The following is a 17,532-nucleotide window of genomic DNA, read 5'->3' as shown; positions in this document are numbered from 1 at the left end:
GTTTACTGCTCAAAGTGAGACTATGATTAGCGATATTTTTCTTAGAAATTTGAAAACAGCAACAAATTGGATAGATAAAAAAATCAATATAGAAATACTTCTAAAAAGTGTTGAACACGAACCATCAAGACATGCATTACACACCGCAATGCACTATTGCAATTTGTTAAAAGTAAGCGCTGTCGAAAATGTTAGAAATCACGCTGGAATGTCATTATTATTGATAGCTCCTTATCTAACTGTAGATCAAAGAAATGATGTTTGTATAGAGCTAATTAGAGCTCTAGAAATGGAAAATTACCACTTTACAAAGTATATTCCTTATTATCTAGGTCGAATGTTACTTTTTTTACAACCTCAAGAATTTGATGAAATCCTTGATGATTTTTGTGAAAAAATACGAAAAGCAAACAGGCAAATAAGCCTTTTGATTCTAAGTACTGTTGGAAATTGTCTTCAGGTGTATCAAAATTACTCTCAAAATTTCGAAGAATCTAAAGATGTATTTGATGCTAGATTTAAAAAATTACTCGGCATATTGATTACTGGTCTAGTAAATTATGATATACAAGTTAGGCAAGAAGCTTTTCTGATAATTGGTACTTATATATTTGGAACAAAAAAACTTACTATCAATCAAAAATATCGTATTTTCAAAATTATTGCCAAGAGAATATTAATTTTATCTGCAAAATATGAGGATGATGAATTGCTATTTTTAAACAGTTCGGCTTCACTAAATCATATATACAGATTTATTTCAGACTACAACTTCTTTATTGGTGAATTAGAACTAGAGAAAAAACGTAAAATTGCATTTTTCCCTGGTACTTTCGACCCCTTCACTCTAGGTCATAAAGAAATAGCCAAAAATATCAGAGATTTGGGATTCGAAGTATTTTTAGCTGTTGATGAATTTTCTTGGTCAAAAAGAACACAACCACATATGCTAAGACGCGAGATTATAGCAATGAGTATAGCTGACGAATTTAATATTCAAATTTTGCCTCCAGACTTTCAGGTAAATATATCAAATCCCGCAAGCCTTATGCATCTTAGACATTCCTTTGACACAGATGTTGAGGTATACGTAGTAGTTGGTAGCGATGTTATTTTAAACGCATCTAGTTATAAAATAGGGCCTACTCTAGGTTCTATTCATTCTTTTTCTCATATCATATTTGAGCGAAGAAATACAAATGCTAATGAGGATAATACTCCTATTTTAGATGAAAAATTAAAGTCTATAAAAGGTGATACTATAAGACTTAAACTTCCGCCACAATACGAAGATATAAGCTCAACTCAGATACGAAACTATATAGATCAAAATCGCGATATTTCTGCTTTAATTGATCCTTTAGCTCAAAAATTTATATATGAAACTGGAATATACCGAAGAGAACCTCAATACAAAAGCTTATTACAAACTAGTCTTATAAAGGTTGAAGTTGTAGAAGATTTGAATATGGAAATTTTGTCATGCCTTAATAAACAATTTTTTGAAGGTCGAGAAGATTCTCTGAAAAACATGCAAAAATTAGCTCAAGCTAAAAACCCTAGAATTTTGATGATAAAAGATATGATTAGCAATACAATAATTGGCTTTTCGTTCTTCCATTGGACTCGATCAAGTATGTTATTTCACGAATTCAAAGATAATAAAATCTCAGAATTCATAAGAGAAAAAGCTATAGGTAGAATCATAGTAATAGACGGTATATTTAGCTCCAAAAAAGTTAATTACAAGCAATTGAATCAAATACTATTGACTGAAACTCTTTCATTTTGTCTAGCTCGTGATTATACATACGGTATATATCATGAGGGTATCTGTAAAATCAGAAACAAACACATGACAAATGTTTTACAAGATCAGGGATTTTCACCTATAAACATTGGCGGGAAACAATATCCAGTTTATCATGTTAATATGTCAAATCCTTGTACATTAACCTTGGATTTAGATACTATTATAAAAGAGCCCTTTAGGTCGAATGACAATGTAAAGAGAATTATTTTAAAAACAAGAAAAAGGTTACAAAGAACGCTTACAAAATTGTACCCAGGTAATTTAATACTATCATTTGATAGAGATATGCTCTACCAAAAATTAATACAAAAAATTTGTCAAATCAATGATGTAAGCCCAATTCAAACAGAACCTCGAGTTTTGGGAACGAATGTTTGTGCACCATTCGGCTCTATATTAAAAGGATATATAGTTCCAAACACAATTACAAAATCTATTCATTCAGAAAAAATGTTTGCTCCTGATATAGAATCTTTTACAATAGAACCCTATCCACACTATATGAGCCTTAACCATCAGATTGAAATGATAAATGCATTCAACAAACCCATCATTTTAGTTGATGATCTTTTAAATAAAGGATACAGAATAAAAGTTCTTGATCCATTACTTAAAGAAAAACATGTAGATGTAAAACAAATATTAGTAGGCATTTTATCCGGTCGAGGAAAAGAACTAATGGATTTACAGGAGCGTTCAGTCGATTCTGCCTATTTTCTGCCAAAACTTAGAGTATGGTTTAATGAAAACACATTTTACCCATTTATAGGTGGTGAAACTGTTTGGCGAGGTCAAAGTCCTAAAATAAATTTAATTCCATCACTAAATTTCATTTTACCTTATGCCACTCCAAATTTTATAAAAGGCGCAGACGAACTATCTATTTTTGAACTTTCTAAAGTAGCAATTGAAAATTCAAGAGACATTCTAAAAGTTTTAGAAAAAGAATATTTAAAATTAACAGAACGCAATCTTACTTTAAGACACTTAGGCGAAGTATTCATTTCTCCAAGATATCCTGATCGCGGTAAATTCGTAGATTATGACTTGAATTTATCCCCTTCTCGATACTTAGAAAATGATTTAGAACATTTAAACAGAATTAAAAATTTCATATAAAGGGAGATGTTTTAATGTATTACTACACTTATAACGATTCTACTATTATGTCTCAAAAAAAACTATCTTTCAATTTCCAAGAAATTGATGAAACTACTGCTGCAAAATCTAACTTAATTTATTTCATAGGGGCGCTTTCGAACTATGGAAAAGATCAATTTTGTGTAAATTCTATACATGATTGTCTAAAAACAAATGATTCTCTAAAAGATTTAAGAAATAACTCAGCTGAAAATGTATCTATATATTTTCCTGCATGGTTCACATCAAAAATTAGTGAATCTAAGGTCAGCTTTATAAATGAAAATGCTCCAAATATTCTATCTCTTCTTGGGAAAAAGCTTCCTAAGAAATGGAAAGTTAATGTAGTTGCTCTCGGTGATGTTGGCAGAACTTTAGTTGTAGGTTTACGATTATTAGGTGGTGATTCAATAAGCCAAATTGGCATATTTGATTTTGATCAAACTAAAATGGATCGTTTAATTTTCGAAGGAAATCAAATTTTTTCAAATTTCGATAATAGAACATATCCTGAAATTTTCAAACTAAACGAAGATCAAGTTTTTGATTGTGATTTATTTGTTTTCTGTGCAACTAAAGCCATACCTTCACTTGACATAGTTGAAGGCGATGTTCGCATGGTTCAATTTGAGCAAAATTCGAAAATAGTAAATATATACGCTAAAAAAGCTCGTGATTGTAACTACAACGGTCTATTCGCAGTAGTGTCTGACCCAGTTGACTTACTCTGTAAAAGTGCTTATATCTCTTCAAATACTGATGAATCTGGAAATCTTGATTGCAAAGGTCTAAGTGCCTGTCAAATACGTGGTTATGGTTTAGGCGTTATGAATGCTCGCGCAAATTTCTATGCAAAAAATGAATTCAATTTAGATGACTACGATTCGGTAGGTAGAGCATTTGGTCCACATGGAAATGGACTTATTATTGCAAATAGTATTAAAAATTATGATCATGACCTGAGTCTAAAATTAACTGAGCTTACTCAAAATGCCAACTTAGAAGTTAGAAAATTAGGCTTTAAACCATATATAGCACCAGCTCTTTCTTCAGGAGCCATATCTCTTATAAATACAATCTCTGGCAATTGGCATTATAGTGCTCTCTATTTTGACGGCGCTTTTATAGGAACTAAAAACAGGCTTTTAGAAAGTGGATGCGATTGGGAACGCTACGATTTTCCAGAAAAGCTTTATAAAAGATTAGAAGAAACACATTCTTATTTGAAGGAGATTTTATAATGGATTCTTACCTTTTGTCATCTAAGAATCCATCTGAATTTTTGATAAAAATGATTTCTGCATCAGTTAGTAGTTATGACTTTGAATCTATATATTATTCTGATATCATGCCAAATCTTAAGAACAAAAAACTATTACTCGCAATAGATTTAGATGATTTTGGATTTTCAAATGAAATTCATGATTGGATTATTCGAATGCATAAAATCGGTTCTGATTCGCTTGGGGGTTCCGTTGCGGCTCTCTTAATCCGGGGAACGGGTGATTTATACACTAAAACAATAGCTCAAAATATAATTTTTCACATGAATCAAATGGGATGTGCCTTTGTAGGCCATCCCCTAGTTGAAGCTATTGGAAATTTAAGAAACTTTTTAACTATGCAAAAAGTTATAAAAAAAGAATTGTCTGAAGTTTGTCTTGATTGTTGCAAAAATTTAGGAGAACGATTAGTTAATTTTGAATCTCCTAGTTTTAGCAATCCCAATATAGTAGTTCTTCATTCTAGTAATGAAAATCATTCTAACACCCTTCGTTATTGGAATATGATAAAAAGTTATATCCCATTCGATTTAGTACATGAAATCCACATTGAAAATGGCACTGTAAGAGATTGTCATGGCTGTCCTTTTACTATGTGTCTTCATTATGGAAAACAGCGATCATGCTTTTATGGGGGTGTTATGGTTGATGAGGTTTACCCAGCTTTATTGAATGCAGACATAGTTATACTACTCTGTCCTAACTACAATGATGCTCTTACTGCAAATATGTCTGCTGTTATAAACCGCCTAACAGCGCTCTATAGGACCACTAAATTTTATAACAAAATTTTTTATAGTGTAATAGTTTCTGGCAATTCTGGAAGTGATGCTCTTGCTAAGCAATTAATAAGCGCTTTAAATATGAATAAATCATTTACTCTTCCACCTTATTTCGCTACTATGGCTACAGCAAACGATTACAAAGCTATATTTGACGTTCCAGATATAGCTCTAAAATCAAAGAAATTTGCCAAACATATTGAAACCAATTTTAGAAATTACACATTTTAGTAAAATTCTTAAACAAAAAAGTCCTATAATATTTAAATCTGTAATAAAATTTAAATATTATAGGACTCTTATTATAGGACTTTTATTTTAGCAATAATTTTTAAATAACAAATTTTTAATAAGCAAGTGCTATACCATATGATTTAGCAACCTTATCAATATGCTTTTTGAACTCCTTTAATTTATGGTAATTCCCTTCTTCTTGAAGTTCGTAGAATTTTGCTTGTAATTCTTCGATTTCTGGTACTCTTCCTGAAAAATGCATAGCTTGAAGCAAATTGAGTGAAGTAGCAACAAGTGTTGATTTTGCTTGAAATTCTTCCTGCGCTTCCATAATCTCTTCTCTTATCAGAGACATCTCTTCATCTAATTTATAGGCTGCATCCGCTGCATTTTTTAGTTTATCTTTTATAGGCTCTGGTATATTGTGCTGATATTTATAATTCAAAGAATGCTCAATCGTTGCCCAAAAATTCATTGCCAACGTTCTTATCTGTATTTCGGCTAATATCTCCTTCTCTCCGAGTGCAGTCTGTACCGGATACTTAATTATAACATGATAGCTTCTATATCCGCTTTGTTTCATATTTGTAATGTAGTCTCTAACTTCAACTATTCTAAGATCTTTTCCGTCTCTTTGCTTAATCAACTCAACTACAGTCTGTATATCCTCTTCAAATTGACACATAATCCTAATACCTGCGATATCTTCTATCTCAGCCTCTATTCGATTGATATCAAGTGGAATATCTCTTAATTTAGCCTTATCTATTATACTTGAAATCTTCTTAACTCTACCTGTAACAAATTCTATCGGTGAATACTCATCAATTTTTCTAAATTCTTTGCGTATACTCTTAAACTTAACTTTTAATTCTTCTACGGCTTGCTCGTAGGCTATCAAAGCAATTTTCCAATCTTGAATCATGTCCATCCCTCATTTCACATTGTGCTAGCTATATTATACAATTTACGCAATAAATATTCAATGTCTTCTACCACTGATTTCACAGATTTCATACAGTTTTAACAATCTATGCCAGCTCTAGATAATACACCTTTCTCATAATAGTGCTTTTTGCACTTCATTTCTGTAACTAAATCTGCCTTAGCTATCAATGCTTCTGGAGCATTTCTGCCAGTTAATATTAACTCTGCATATTCTGGCTTGTAGCTCATTAGTTTCTCAACTTCCTCTTGTGTAACTAATCCAAGATCTATAGCTATAAATATTTCATCTAGTATAATCAAATCATATTCATTCTTTTCAAATATCTCACGACATCTGACCAACCCCTGCTTAGCATGTTTGATATCCTCTTCATCTTTTTCTCTATCCAACATACATCCACAACCAAATTGTTCTATTTCAATATTCTCAGTCCATCTAGTAATGTTAGTTTCACTATATGCCATACTTTTTACGAATTGACCTACAAAAACTCTCTTATCGCAAAGCAAAGTTCTAAGTGCTACACCAAAAGCAGCTGTAGTTTTTCCTTTGCCATCTCCAGTATAAATATGTATGTATCCTCTTTCCATTTTATTCTTCCTTTCTCAAAAGAAAGCAAGCAAAAGCTTACTTTCTAATCTAATTTCATTTGACTGTATATCTTTTTTTCTAATTCGCTGAGCATAGGATTATTTACAACTCTTTCGTCATCACTTAATAAACTATTTATCTTTGTTTTTACTCTAAGCGGATTACCTTTTAACAAAATTATATTATCACCTAAAAACGCTGCTACTTGAACATCGTGAGTAACTATTATAATAGTCTTTTTTTCATATTGATTCAGCTTAATTATAGAATTCATCAATGTCATTTTAAGTTCATAATCTAATGATTTGAAAGGTTCATCCATCAATATGATATCCGCATCAAATGCAAATGCCCTAGCTATTGAAACACGCTGTTTCATTCCACCACTAAGTGCTTTAGGATACAAATTTTTAGCATTCTCAATCTCTAACATTTTTAAATAAAAATCAATATCTACATCACTATCTTTCTTGAGTATCCATTCTATATTTTCTCTCACACTAAGCCATGGTAACAAACGATCCTCTTGAAATACATATCCAAAACTAATGTTTTGAACACCATCTATTGAACCACCATCACTTTTTGCGAGACCTGCAATTAACCTCAAAAGTGTAGTCTTTCCACACCCAGAAGGCCCAAGTAAACAAGTAATACCATTTCGTTCCAATTTAAGGTTGAATTCATGTATTATATTTTCATTTTTAACAAATGATTTACTCAAATTCTTAATATCTATCATAACTATAAACTCCACTTTCGAAACTTAAGATTTATTCGCTTTAGCAAAATATCAAAACCCATAGCTATAGCAAGTATTATTCCTACCCACGCAAATACTGTTTCTGTTTCAAAATACATGCTGCCATTTTGTAATACGGTTCCTATCCCAAGCTTTGGTTGAACTAATACTTCTGCTGCAATAAGCGCCTTGAAGCTGATAGAAAATGCAGATGTCATACCTGCTACAGCATATGGCGTAATGGAAGGTATATAGATATTTTTTACAATCTGCCCTCTATCTACCTCAAAACTCTTAGCCATTTCAAGCAATTGTTCATCAACCTCTCCAAGCCCAGTCAAAATATTTCCATAAATAATTGGAAATGCCATCATTGTTCCAACAATAACTGGTGCATACGCTCTAGTCCATATCATCAAAAGTAAAATAAAAGCCATTACTGGTGTTGCTTTCATAAAGCTAACTAATGGCCAAATCATATATTTAATTATTTCAAATATATGCGACAAATATGCCAGAACAGCTCCAAGTACAAGTGATATAGAAAAACTTATTAATACTCTTTTTAATGTTGCCATAACAATATTTATAAATTCTTTTTGTCTGACTATATCCACTAATTTTGATAAAGTATATTCTGGTGTAGGCAATAATACTGGCGAAGCTAATTTCATCGCCAGTATTTTCCATATAACTATTATCAATATTAGAGAACTACCTCCGTATATCAAACGCTTATACATTTTATTACCTACTTCCAAAATGAACTATCTGGTATTTTCTCTCCAATAGTTTTAGGATTAAACTCATAAAGTGCTTTCAAATATGTCTCCAAAGCTTTTCTTGAATTTTGTGCTGATTTGAAATGAAAATTACTACGAGGCAAAGCTTTTTTTAGTATAGGAGCAGTTAATCCTATTTCTAACTGTTCACCCATAACAGCAGCTGCTTCCAAATCTGTATTCATCCAATCTATATCGTTAGCTAATGCATATAGCATCGTCTGATATGCATTTGGGTGCTGATTTTTGAATTCTTTTTTTACAAATACAACTGTTTGTGGATATCCAAATTCAGTATTATAAGCTTCTTTCCAATATTTTTGGAAATCATATACTTCTTTTATATCTTTATTTTTCATACTAGCTTTAGTCATAATTGGTTCTGGCAAAACAGCTATAGTAGCTTTTCCAGATATAGCATATGACGCTAAATCCTGTGGACCTGGAAGATAAACTAGATTCACATCTACTTGTGGATCTAAACCATTATCCTTAAGTATTTTTTGTAATAATATATCTGGAGTTGCATTCTTACCAGTTAAATATATATCTTTTCCTCTCAAATTCTCAATAGAACTTATCTCTTCGCTAGATGCTAAATATAAATTTCCCCAAATCATAGTCCCAGCTACTTCATATTCAGCTCCTTTGTTGTACAATATTGCCGCCATATTACTTGGTACAGTGATAACATCTGCCTCTTTAGATAAAATACTTGCACTCGCTAATTTAGGCTGATTTAAAACCTCTACCTTGTAGTCTGCATTAAATCCCAAATAATTTTCATTCAACACTGCTTTTCCAAAACTAACTGCTGTCGGACCTGATAGAACTTTTATGTTGTACTCAAACTTTTCACTCTTCACATCACTATTTGAAACAACACTTCTCGACTCTCCATCCCACTGAATTTCGTATCCTATAGCATACATCAGCGGTCTATATGGCAAATATATCTGTCCTTCTATATCTTTTGATTGAATATTTGACCTTAATTTTTTACCATTTATTTCAAATACATTCTCTTTTGTGTCAAATTTGATTGATGCATTATCGCTTTTAAATTCCAAAACATCTGCTACTCTTTTAATCTCGTATCCAAATTTTTCCTGAAATTCGCTATCTGAAATCATCAAATTGTTGTCTATTAATTTATACCCCTCACCCAATTCATCAATTTTGATACTTTGAGTTTCTAATGCAAATACGCTTTTACTTGCCCCTAGCATAAGTAAAACTAATAAGATAACTCCTAATTTTCTTCTCATCATGATCCTCCCCTATCGTCTATAAAATTGTTTTTCCTCTTATTATTGTAGAGCTTTTGCACAAATTAATCAATATTTACTAGCTCTACGTTCTCTAAGAAAAGAATTCCTTCGTTTATAAATCTAAGATTTTTGTATTTGTTACTAAATAGATAATGCTTCATACCGTTACTAATTGCAATAGCATAATTTTTGTCGTCAATTGTTTTTTGAATCAGTTCATTATCATTTGATCTCAATATATCGTCAATATCCTTTATACTATAGTAGTTATAATAACCTTCAGAATAAAAATTTTGATAAAAATCATTTCTATTTAATTTATCTGCATTTAGCTCTACCACAGCTATATCAAATTCCGATTTATTCAATCTATCGTAGTAAAGTCCACCAACTGCAGTATCAACATTTGACTCTATACCATTTTCCGTTAATATTTGATCTACAATTGCAGATATTTTTAGCGAAACATCTTCATTTTTAGTTAGAATTTTAATTTTTCCGTTTGTATTTTTTAAAATCACATCATCATCTTTTTTCTGAAATTCTTCAATAATCTCTCCTTTGAAAAAAGATTTTACACTTCCACTATAATCATTGAGTATTTCTTTTAAAAACACCTCAAATGGGAATTCCTGTTTTATCTTAGCTCTCAACTCTTTATTTTTTGTAATATCATTATCTAAGTTAAACATTAAGGCAAAAGTTTTATGACTAGATACATGCTTCAAAACATCGCTTCCCTCATATCTATATAATTCTTGTCTAGGTATTGTCGTTAAATCTACGTTTCCCTTGGCAAATTCATTTATAGGCTTTACATTTCCAGTCATAAGTTTCACGATAACTTTATCTAATTTTACATTTTCCTGATTCCAATAATAATCATTTTTCGAAAGTTCTATTTCTTTATGATGCATCCAATTATCAAGTTTAAATGGTCCAGAAAATGTATCCTCATCTCTATATGGATAGTAAATCATTTTGCTAAGTTTAAAAATAAAATTTTGATCTAATTCTTTTAATTTTACCTCTAAGTTTTGCTCATCTATAACATTTATTTCCACCTGTTCTTCTGACTTCATACCCTTCGAATATTCTCTAGCTCCTACTATATTGTACAATTCATCCCTCTGAATAACAGCATTTTCCGGATTTAAAACACTCATCCATGAATTTTTTATATCTAAAGCAGTTAGTTTTTTACCATCAGACCAATTAGTATTTTTGATCGTAAATTTATATACGAGTCCATCATCGGATATCTTATACTCATCTACTATCCCTTTTTTCAACTCATCATTTTCAGTGTAGAATAATCCCTGATAAATTTGTGATATGATTTGCTTGGAATTAGAATCACTAGAAGTTTGTGGATTTAAATCAAGTGGTTCTCCTGACAAATTCATAACCATATAATCTCGTTTTATTTCTAAAATATCTTCAGAATCTATTTTGCTAACTTTTGTTTTTTGTATTTTACACGAAGGTAATATTAATAACAATATTACCAAAAGTATTATCTGTATTTTTCTTAATCTTTGCATGCCCATTCCCCCAGTCTATACCATTAATTATAACATACAAAAAAATACTCCAAATAAATTTTTTAATTTGCCGTATTTAGCTTGAAAATTTACATTTGTGGGTAATTATTAATTGAATATAGTATGGAGGACTGATATGAAATTAATTGACGCTTTTATTCAAAAATACACACGTAATATAGAACTTTATCAGAAGGCTTCTAAATATTGTGCTCAGGTATGTGAAAAGGAGTTGAGTCGTTCAGGTGTTAGAGCTATAGTATCCTACCGAGCTAAGAGCCCTTCGAAGTTAAGAGAAAAAATATTGAAAAGATCTAGTTTTCAAACTTATGCTAGTATCGAAGATATTAGAGATGATATCGTTGATTTAGCTGGTGTACGTATTGCGCTCTACTTTCCTGGAGATCAAGTAGAGATTGAAAAAATATTAAAGAAGAATTTCGACATAATTGATATAAGAAAATTTCCTCGAAAAGATTCAAGTTCAAAATCAAAACCTCAAGTTCCATATCACAAAATGTTTTCCGGATATAGAGCTACCCACTACAGAATGCGATTTAATAACAAAAAGCTTCCTGATAAAAAAAATGATTATAAACAAATTATTTTAGAAGTCCAAGTAGCTTCTGTTTTGATGCATGCATGGGCTGAAGTTGAACATGATTTGGTTTACAAACCTCTAAATGGTACTGTTTCAAAAGCTGAATATGAAATTTTAGATGAACTAAATGGATTAGTATTATCTGGTGAAATAGCTCTAAGTCGGCTTCAAACTGCATATAAAGATCGTATCACTAGGGATCAGCCTTATTTTTCTAATCATTATGAATTAGCAGCATTTTTATACGATAAACTCTCTAATTCATATAATTTCAATCCTGAAACACTTGTAATGGGACGTGCTGATCGCTTATTTAAATTTCTAAAATCAACTAATTTAAATAGTCCAGCACAATTATCTCCTTATTTAGTAAAACTACATTTAAACACTCAAGATTCAACCGTAGTACAGCAAATTACCGACTTAATACTATTTGATGATCCTTCACTTTATGCCGCATATGTGCAGGTGAAGTTAGAAACTTTAAGCCACAATCCATATTCGAATTCTTATATGATTAATGCTAGTCATATTGATTCAATTCATCTCAATGAATTGATAAACGTACTAATTGATTTAGAGATTAGGCACAAAATTTTCACCAGAAATAATGATGATATTTTACCAGAATCTCAGAGTGTAGAGCATGAACTATTTAACTATTTAGATTATATAAAAAACATTCGCAATAAATTGATTCACCGAAAGCACTTACCGTCTGATGAAGATATTCACTATGCTTTAATTGCAGCTAATAAATTAAGCGATTATTTGAATCAATAATATTCTAAATTATACAAATATAATCTATTCTCTTTGATTTTACTCGTGCTAAGCATTTCTCATTGATGTATAATATACTTATGTGGATTTTCTTGTATGTTTCGGGGGGAACTTAAAGATATTCATAGCTATTGTTAGATATCTCAATCTTGTGATATCGTATTTTAAAATTGGAGTGATGATGATGAATGAAGTAAAAAAAATTGCATTACTAACAGGTGGTGGCGATTGTCCAGGTCTTAATGCCGTAATTCGTGCAGTGACTAGAACCGCTATACTAAAATATGGATGTGAAGTTATCGGCTATAAATTTGGTTATCGTGGTCTTTATAACAATGATTTTGTAAATCTCGATTTAGAAGCCGTATCTGGTATATTGCATAAAGGTGGAACTATATTATATAGTTCTAATAAGGACAACTTATTCGATTATACGGTGGAAGAAAACGGTCTAGAAATAAAAAAAGATGTTTCCGATGTAGCTGTTGAAAATCTAAAAAAAGAAAACATTGATGTCTTGATAATATTAGGCGGAGACGGAACACTTACAAGTGCAAGAGATTTTGCTAGAAAAGGAGTCAATGTAATTGGTGTGCCAAAAACTATAGACAATGACCTCTCTTCTACAGATGTTACTTTTGGCTTCAACTCTGCTGTTGATGTTGTAGTCGATGCTTTAGATAAACTTCACACTACTGCTGAATCACACCATAGAATAATGCTTTTAGAAGTAATGGGCAGACATGCTGGTTGGATTGCCTTGCATGCAGGTATTGCTGGTTCTGCAGATGTTATATTGATTCCTGAAATTCCCTACTCTGTAGAAGCTGTTTCTGAAAAGATAATGCAAAGAAGCAATGCTGGCATACCATTTAGTATAATCGTAGTTGCAGAAGGAGCAAAAGAGTTAGGTGGACAACAAATTGTGAATAAAGTCGTGAAAGACAGTCCTGATCCAATTAGATTGGGCGGAATTGGAAATAAACTAGCAAAAGACCTTGAAGAAAGAATAACAGAACATGAGATTCGCTGTACAGTTCTAGGTCACTTGCAACGTGGAGGTATAACATCGGCATATGATCGTCTGTTATCTACTCGTTATGGAGCTGCTGCTGTTGAATTAGCCATGGAAGGCAAATTTGGAAATATGGTTGCAATAAAAGAAGGTAAATTATCATATGAATCTCTCGAAAATGTAATTGGTGAAAATAAACAAGTTAATCCTGATGGTGAACTTGTTTCTGTTGCCAAAGCCCTAGGCATTTCTTTCGGAGATTAAATAAACGACAAAAGAAGGTATTTATATGAACAAAATAGGACAAGAAATACAAAAGATTAGAATTCAAAAAAACATGACAGCTAAGCAATTAGCTAAAAAAATAGGTGTATCTGAAAAATATATATTAGATGTTGAATCTAGTAAAATAATAATAAAAGACCAAGTTTTAAGAAAAATCGAAAAAGCTTTGGGTCAAGATGTCGAAAGCAATCAGTTCTCCATAGCAAGATCTGAAACAGAGATTTATGAAACTATGGAAGATTTATTAGCTGGTGAAACAAATTATAAACCTAAGTCTAAGAAAAATACAAACACAACTAAAGAATCTCATGTTTGGGAAACTGCATTTGGGAATGCTTTTGCAGAATTACCTGTATATGATTACTCTTTAAAAACACTATTATCTACTCGTAGACTACCAATTATAGATAATAGAGTTGAAGGTTTTAACAAAGAACGACTTTTCTATATACAAGTAAATGATTTAGAAATGAAAGGTTTGAGACTGCATAAAAATGACTATGCTCTTGTTGAAAAAACAAAAACATTTAACAAAAATGGAATCTATTTTGTAGAATTTAAAGGTCAACGAATGATACGAAAACTGAAATACGCTGACCAATCAAATTATTATTTGATAAGTCATCCTAATACCTTACGCCAGATTAAGGTACAACAAAAAGAAGTAAATATATTAGGAAGACTTTTCAAAATTGAATTTTATTTGGGCAATTAAAGAAAATGCGCTAATACTTAAATGTATCAGCGCATTTTTTATTTAAATCTCTTCATAAACCTTTTCTACTCTAGCAGTAAATTCTTCTACCGCTGCTTCTTCACTATTAAATTCCATAATAACATGAGGAATTCCACTATATGTGCTAGTTACATAAAATCTCTTATTTGCTCCGCTATACAATGTGTGTTCCTTTTGTCTTTCCACTATTTTCAATAGTATTTTCTTTTTTTTATTAATAGTCAAAGTCGCTTTTTCTTCACTCGTATCCCAGATACTAAATCTTACCGCCATAATAATCCTCCTATTCATTGCTGTCTCTCAAATCCTTTAACATCAATTGTATATTTTTTTTACCCTGCCATTCATTAATTTTAGGTACAAATGCTAAATCTACCACAGATGGCTCTCCAATATTTCTATAATATTCACTCATTGAAAAACCTATGCCATTGATTTTAAGATTATCTTTATAGCCCTGTATTCTCAAATGTTGTTCGTTATTTCCGCAGAATTTTTTATACGAATTCTCTAATTTCACCTCAGTCATTGAAAATATAGGTGTAGGATTCCCCATTCCAAATGGCTCCATTTTCTCAAGTAACTCTAAAAAATCGAAATCCAAATCTTTTGGCAAAACATCGCCAGCCAATACAATTTTAGGATTATATAGTTCTTTGTCTTCCATGTTTAGCTTTTGCATTTTAGAATTCAATCGACTTCGAAGTTCATCAATATAATCAGCTTCCATCGACAATCCACAAGCATTTGCATGACCTCCATATCCTATAAACAAATCTTCGCACGATTTCATTTCTTCATAAAGATCTATTCCATCTATACTTCTACCACTAGCTTTTAATACTCCTTTTTCCGTTTGAGTCATAACTAAAGTAGGTCTATAATATTTATCTCTAAGCCTTCCTGCAATAATTCCCATTACACCTTCTGAGACACTGTCTTCTCTAATTACCAAGAACAAATCATCAGCATATTTTCTTTCAACTAGTTCTTGGCATTTTTCTTCTCCCGATTCCTGAACCGATCTTCTCTCGTCATTTAATTGCTTTAAATAATTTGCGAGTTCTTTTGCTCGTTTTTTGTCATTAGTAACTAAAAGTTCGACACCTAACCTTGCATCTTCCATTCTACCACTAGCATTAAAGCATGGTGCCAATCTAAACCCTATACTCCCTGATTTTATCTCGTCCACTTTCATATCCAAAGCTTCACACAATTCTCTTATTCCCAATCTATTTCCTGATTTCAATTGTAATAATCCAAATTTAACCAAAGTTCTATTTTCATCAGTTAGACTAACTACATCTGCAATAGTAGATAATGCCACTATATCTGTTAGTTCTAGTAATTTTCTTTTAGGTATTTTATAAATCGTATTCAATCCCTGACATATCTTAAATGCTATACCGCATCCACACAATTCTTTAAATGGATAATTGTCTCTATTTAACTTCAAATCAACAAGCAAACAATCTGGAAGTTTTTCTGGTGGGTTATGATGATCAGTTACTATAATATCCAAACCTATTGATTTGCCATACTCAACTTGCTCATAGCAACTAATTCCATTGTCAACTGTTAGTACTATTTCTCCATTCATTTCATTTTTTATATAATCGAGCGCTCCATTGCTAAGCCCATATCCATCAGTATATCTATTTGGAATATAATATTGTACTTGTGGCATAATAGGTTTCAGATACTCAATCAGTACTGATACCGCTCCTATACCATCCATATCATAATCTCCAGCTATTACAAGATTCTTGTTTTGTTTTATAGCAGAAGCTATTTTTTCTACTAATTCCTTCATTCCATCAATGGCCATAGGGTCATAGGTTCTCCTAGGTCTATCACTAAGAAATTCATCTACATCATCTTGTTTTGTTATTCCTCTGTCGGCCATCAATGATTTCAAAATATCGTCACTCTGCTGATCTATATATCGCCATAATGTCTTCATATATAAGCTCCTTATAACAAACTATTGAATTCTAATTCTTCGAAAATTTCTTTTTTTCGATTTTCATTTATTTTTAATTCTAAATCCTTTATTTCTAAATCGTCATTATCAAAAATATCACAGTTGATAGTCGCTAATTGCTTGCTTAAGAATGCATATGCTTTTCCTTCTGCTAATTTATTTAATGGTGATCGATTAACTCCCATTTCTTTAAGTAATGCTTTCAATTCTTTTTCTTCTTTTGCCGAAAGGGATTCTATTGATTCATATAAATTTTCAACTGTTCCATATATTTTTAACAAAGGAATAACCGTTTTGCTTCCTACTCCAGCTACCCCTGGAATATTATCTGACTTATCCCCCTCTATAGCTTTCATGTCTATTATCTGTTTTGGATATTCTAGCCCATAAAAATACTTTATAGTTTCAGGTGTATGTTCAAAAACACCTGAAGGTAATTTGAAATCATTTCGTGATTGACCAATTTCATCATACATATCTTTATTTTTACTTGTCGTTAGCCAAACTCTAGTCGTATCATCTATAAGTTGCAAACTGTCTTGATCTTTAGTCAATATAAAAACATTTGCCTGTCCTCTAAAATGCTTTGAAAGTGACCCTAGAAAATCGTCTGCCTCGTATTGTTCTGACTTAAATTGCGCAACTCCCATCTCATCTAAAATACGTTGCATCAACTGAAATTGACTTTTAAGCTCTGGCGCCGTTTCTTTTCTATGTGCCTTATATTCTTCATAAAGAGCTTTTCTAAATGTATTTCGAGTAACATCCCATGCTACAGCAAAATATTTTGGTTTTTGTTGCTTTATAAGATTCATCAAAGATTTAGTCATCGCATACACACCATTTGTAAATACACCATCAGATGTCTGCATCACTTTCTTTAATGCTGCTTTTCTTTGCTCAGTTGTCTTTGCATATAAATATTCTTTCGGTAATAGTCCAAAAAAAGATGTCGATAATAAACTCGACCCATCTATCAATATCATTTTTTCCATTT

General features: G+C 31.4%; 14 protein-coding genes and 1 pseudogene. 6 read left to right on the top strand and 9 right to left on the bottom strand.

What is annotated here, in order from left to right:
* The 3 genes from N4A40_02595 to N4A40_02585 all read left to right on the top strand — a co-directional run.
* Window positions 1-2,932: adenylyltransferase/cytidyltransferase family protein (locus N4A40_02595; GenBank protein ID MCT4660722.1), on the top strand; the 2,932-nt coding region annotated here is incomplete at its 5' end.
* 14 nt (window positions 2,933-2,946) lie between these two features.
* Window positions 2,947-4,194 carry a lactate dehydrogenase gene (locus N4A40_02590; protein MCT4660721.1) on the top strand — a complete coding sequence of 416 codons (1,248 nt, stop codon included), beginning with the start codon at window positions 2,947-2,949 and terminating at the stop codon, window positions 4,192-4,194.
* Window positions 4,194-5,249, top strand: a complete 1,056-nt coding sequence (locus tag N4A40_02585) for an NAD(P)H-dependent oxidoreductase (protein ID MCT4660720.1) — start codon at window positions 4,194-4,196, stop codon at window positions 5,247-5,249. The genes N4A40_02590 and N4A40_02585 overlap by 1 nt, the downstream gene beginning before the upstream one ends.
* 313 nt (window positions 5,250-5,562) lie before the next feature.
* Here the strand turns inward: N4A40_02585 and N4A40_02580 are convergent.
* The 6 genes and pseudogenes from N4A40_02580 to N4A40_02555 all read right to left on the bottom strand — a co-directional run bounded on the left by N4A40_02580 (window position 5,563) and on the right by N4A40_02555 (window position 11,131).
* Window positions 5,563-6,183, bottom strand: a pseudogene (locus tag N4A40_02580) (GTP pyrophosphokinase family protein).
* Between the two features lie 92 nt (window positions 6,184-6,275).
* Window positions 6,276-6,791 (bottom strand): cob(I)yrinic acid a,c-diamide adenosyltransferase, encoded by a 516-nt coding sequence (locus N4A40_02575; protein MCT4660719.1) that lies wholly within the window; start codon window positions 6,789-6,791, stop codon window positions 6,276-6,278.
* A 44-nt stretch (window positions 6,792-6,835) separates the two neighbouring features.
* Entirely contained in the window at window positions 6,836-7,534 is a 699-nt protein-coding gene (locus tag N4A40_02570; GenBank protein MCT4660718.1) for an ATP-binding cassette domain-containing protein, read from the bottom strand.
* 2 nt (window positions 7,535-7,536) lie between these two features.
* The gene (locus N4A40_02565) at window positions 7,537-8,277 is read right to left on the bottom strand and encodes an ABC transporter permease subunit (GenBank protein ID MCT4660717.1); all 741 of its coding nucleotides are present in this window, start codon (window positions 8,275-8,277) and stop codon (window positions 7,537-7,539) included.
* Window positions 8,278-8,285: 8 nt separating this feature from the next.
* Complete coding sequence (locus tag N4A40_02560; GenBank protein ID MCT4660716.1) at window positions 8,286-9,584, bottom strand: stalk domain-containing protein; 1,299 nt, start codon at window positions 9,582-9,584, stop codon at window positions 8,286-8,288.
* Between the two features lie 65 nt (window positions 9,585-9,649).
* Complete coding sequence (locus N4A40_02555; GenBank protein MCT4660715.1) at window positions 9,650-11,131, bottom strand: ABC transporter substrate-binding protein; 1,482 nt, start codon at window positions 11,129-11,131, stop codon at window positions 9,650-9,652.
* 136 nt (window positions 11,132-11,267) lie between these two features.
* Between N4A40_02555 and N4A40_02550 the strand changes: the two genes are divergently transcribed.
* The 3 genes from N4A40_02550 (at window position 11,268) to N4A40_02540 (ending at window position 14,530) form a co-directional block, all read left to right on the top strand.
* Entirely contained in the window at window positions 11,268-12,515 is a 1,248-nt protein-coding gene (locus N4A40_02550; GenBank protein ID MCT4660714.1) for a RelA/SpoT domain-containing protein, read from the top strand.
* Between the two features lie 184 nt (window positions 12,516-12,699).
* Window positions 12,700-13,794 carry a 6-phosphofructokinase gene (locus N4A40_02545; GenBank protein MCT4660713.1) on the top strand — a complete coding sequence of 365 codons (1,095 nt, stop codon included), beginning with the start codon at window positions 12,700-12,702 and terminating at the stop codon, window positions 13,792-13,794.
* A gap of 25 nt (window positions 13,795-13,819) precedes the next feature.
* Window positions 13,820-14,530: a LexA family transcriptional regulator gene (locus tag N4A40_02540; GenBank protein MCT4660712.1), complete on the top strand. Its 711-nt coding sequence runs from the start codon at window positions 13,820-13,822 to the stop codon at window positions 14,528-14,530.
* Between the two features lie 42 nt (window positions 14,531-14,572).
* On the opposite strand, the gene N4A40_02535 is transcribed toward N4A40_02540, so the two are convergent.
* The 3 genes from N4A40_02535 to N4A40_02525 are packed head-to-tail and all read right to left on the bottom strand — an operon-like array spanning window position 14,573 to window position 17,530.
* Window positions 14,573-14,824 carry a hypothetical protein gene (locus N4A40_02535; GenBank protein MCT4660711.1) on the bottom strand — a complete coding sequence of 84 codons (252 nt, stop codon included), beginning with the start codon at window positions 14,822-14,824 and terminating at the stop codon, window positions 14,573-14,575.
* 10 nt (window positions 14,825-14,834) lie between these two features.
* On the bottom strand, window positions 14,835-16,514 hold the full coding sequence (gene recJ, locus N4A40_02530) for a single-stranded-DNA-specific exonuclease RecJ (protein MCT4660710.1): 1,680 nt from the start codon (window positions 16,512-16,514) through the stop codon (window positions 14,835-14,837).
* 11 nt (window positions 16,515-16,525) lie between these two features.
* Window positions 16,526-17,530 (bottom strand): hypothetical protein, encoded by a 1,005-nt coding sequence (locus N4A40_02525; GenBank protein ID MCT4660709.1) that lies wholly within the window; start codon window positions 17,528-17,530, stop codon window positions 16,526-16,528.
* Window positions 17,531-17,532 lie beyond the last annotated feature (2 nt).

It is taken from the genome of Tissierellales bacterium (assembly GCA_025210965.1).
Taxonomy (GTDB): Bacteria; Bacillota; Clostridia; order Tissierellales; family JAOAQY01; genus JAOAQY01.
The sequence above is the reverse complement of the archived record's forward strand: the minus strand, read 5'-3'. Positions and strand labels throughout refer to the sequence as shown.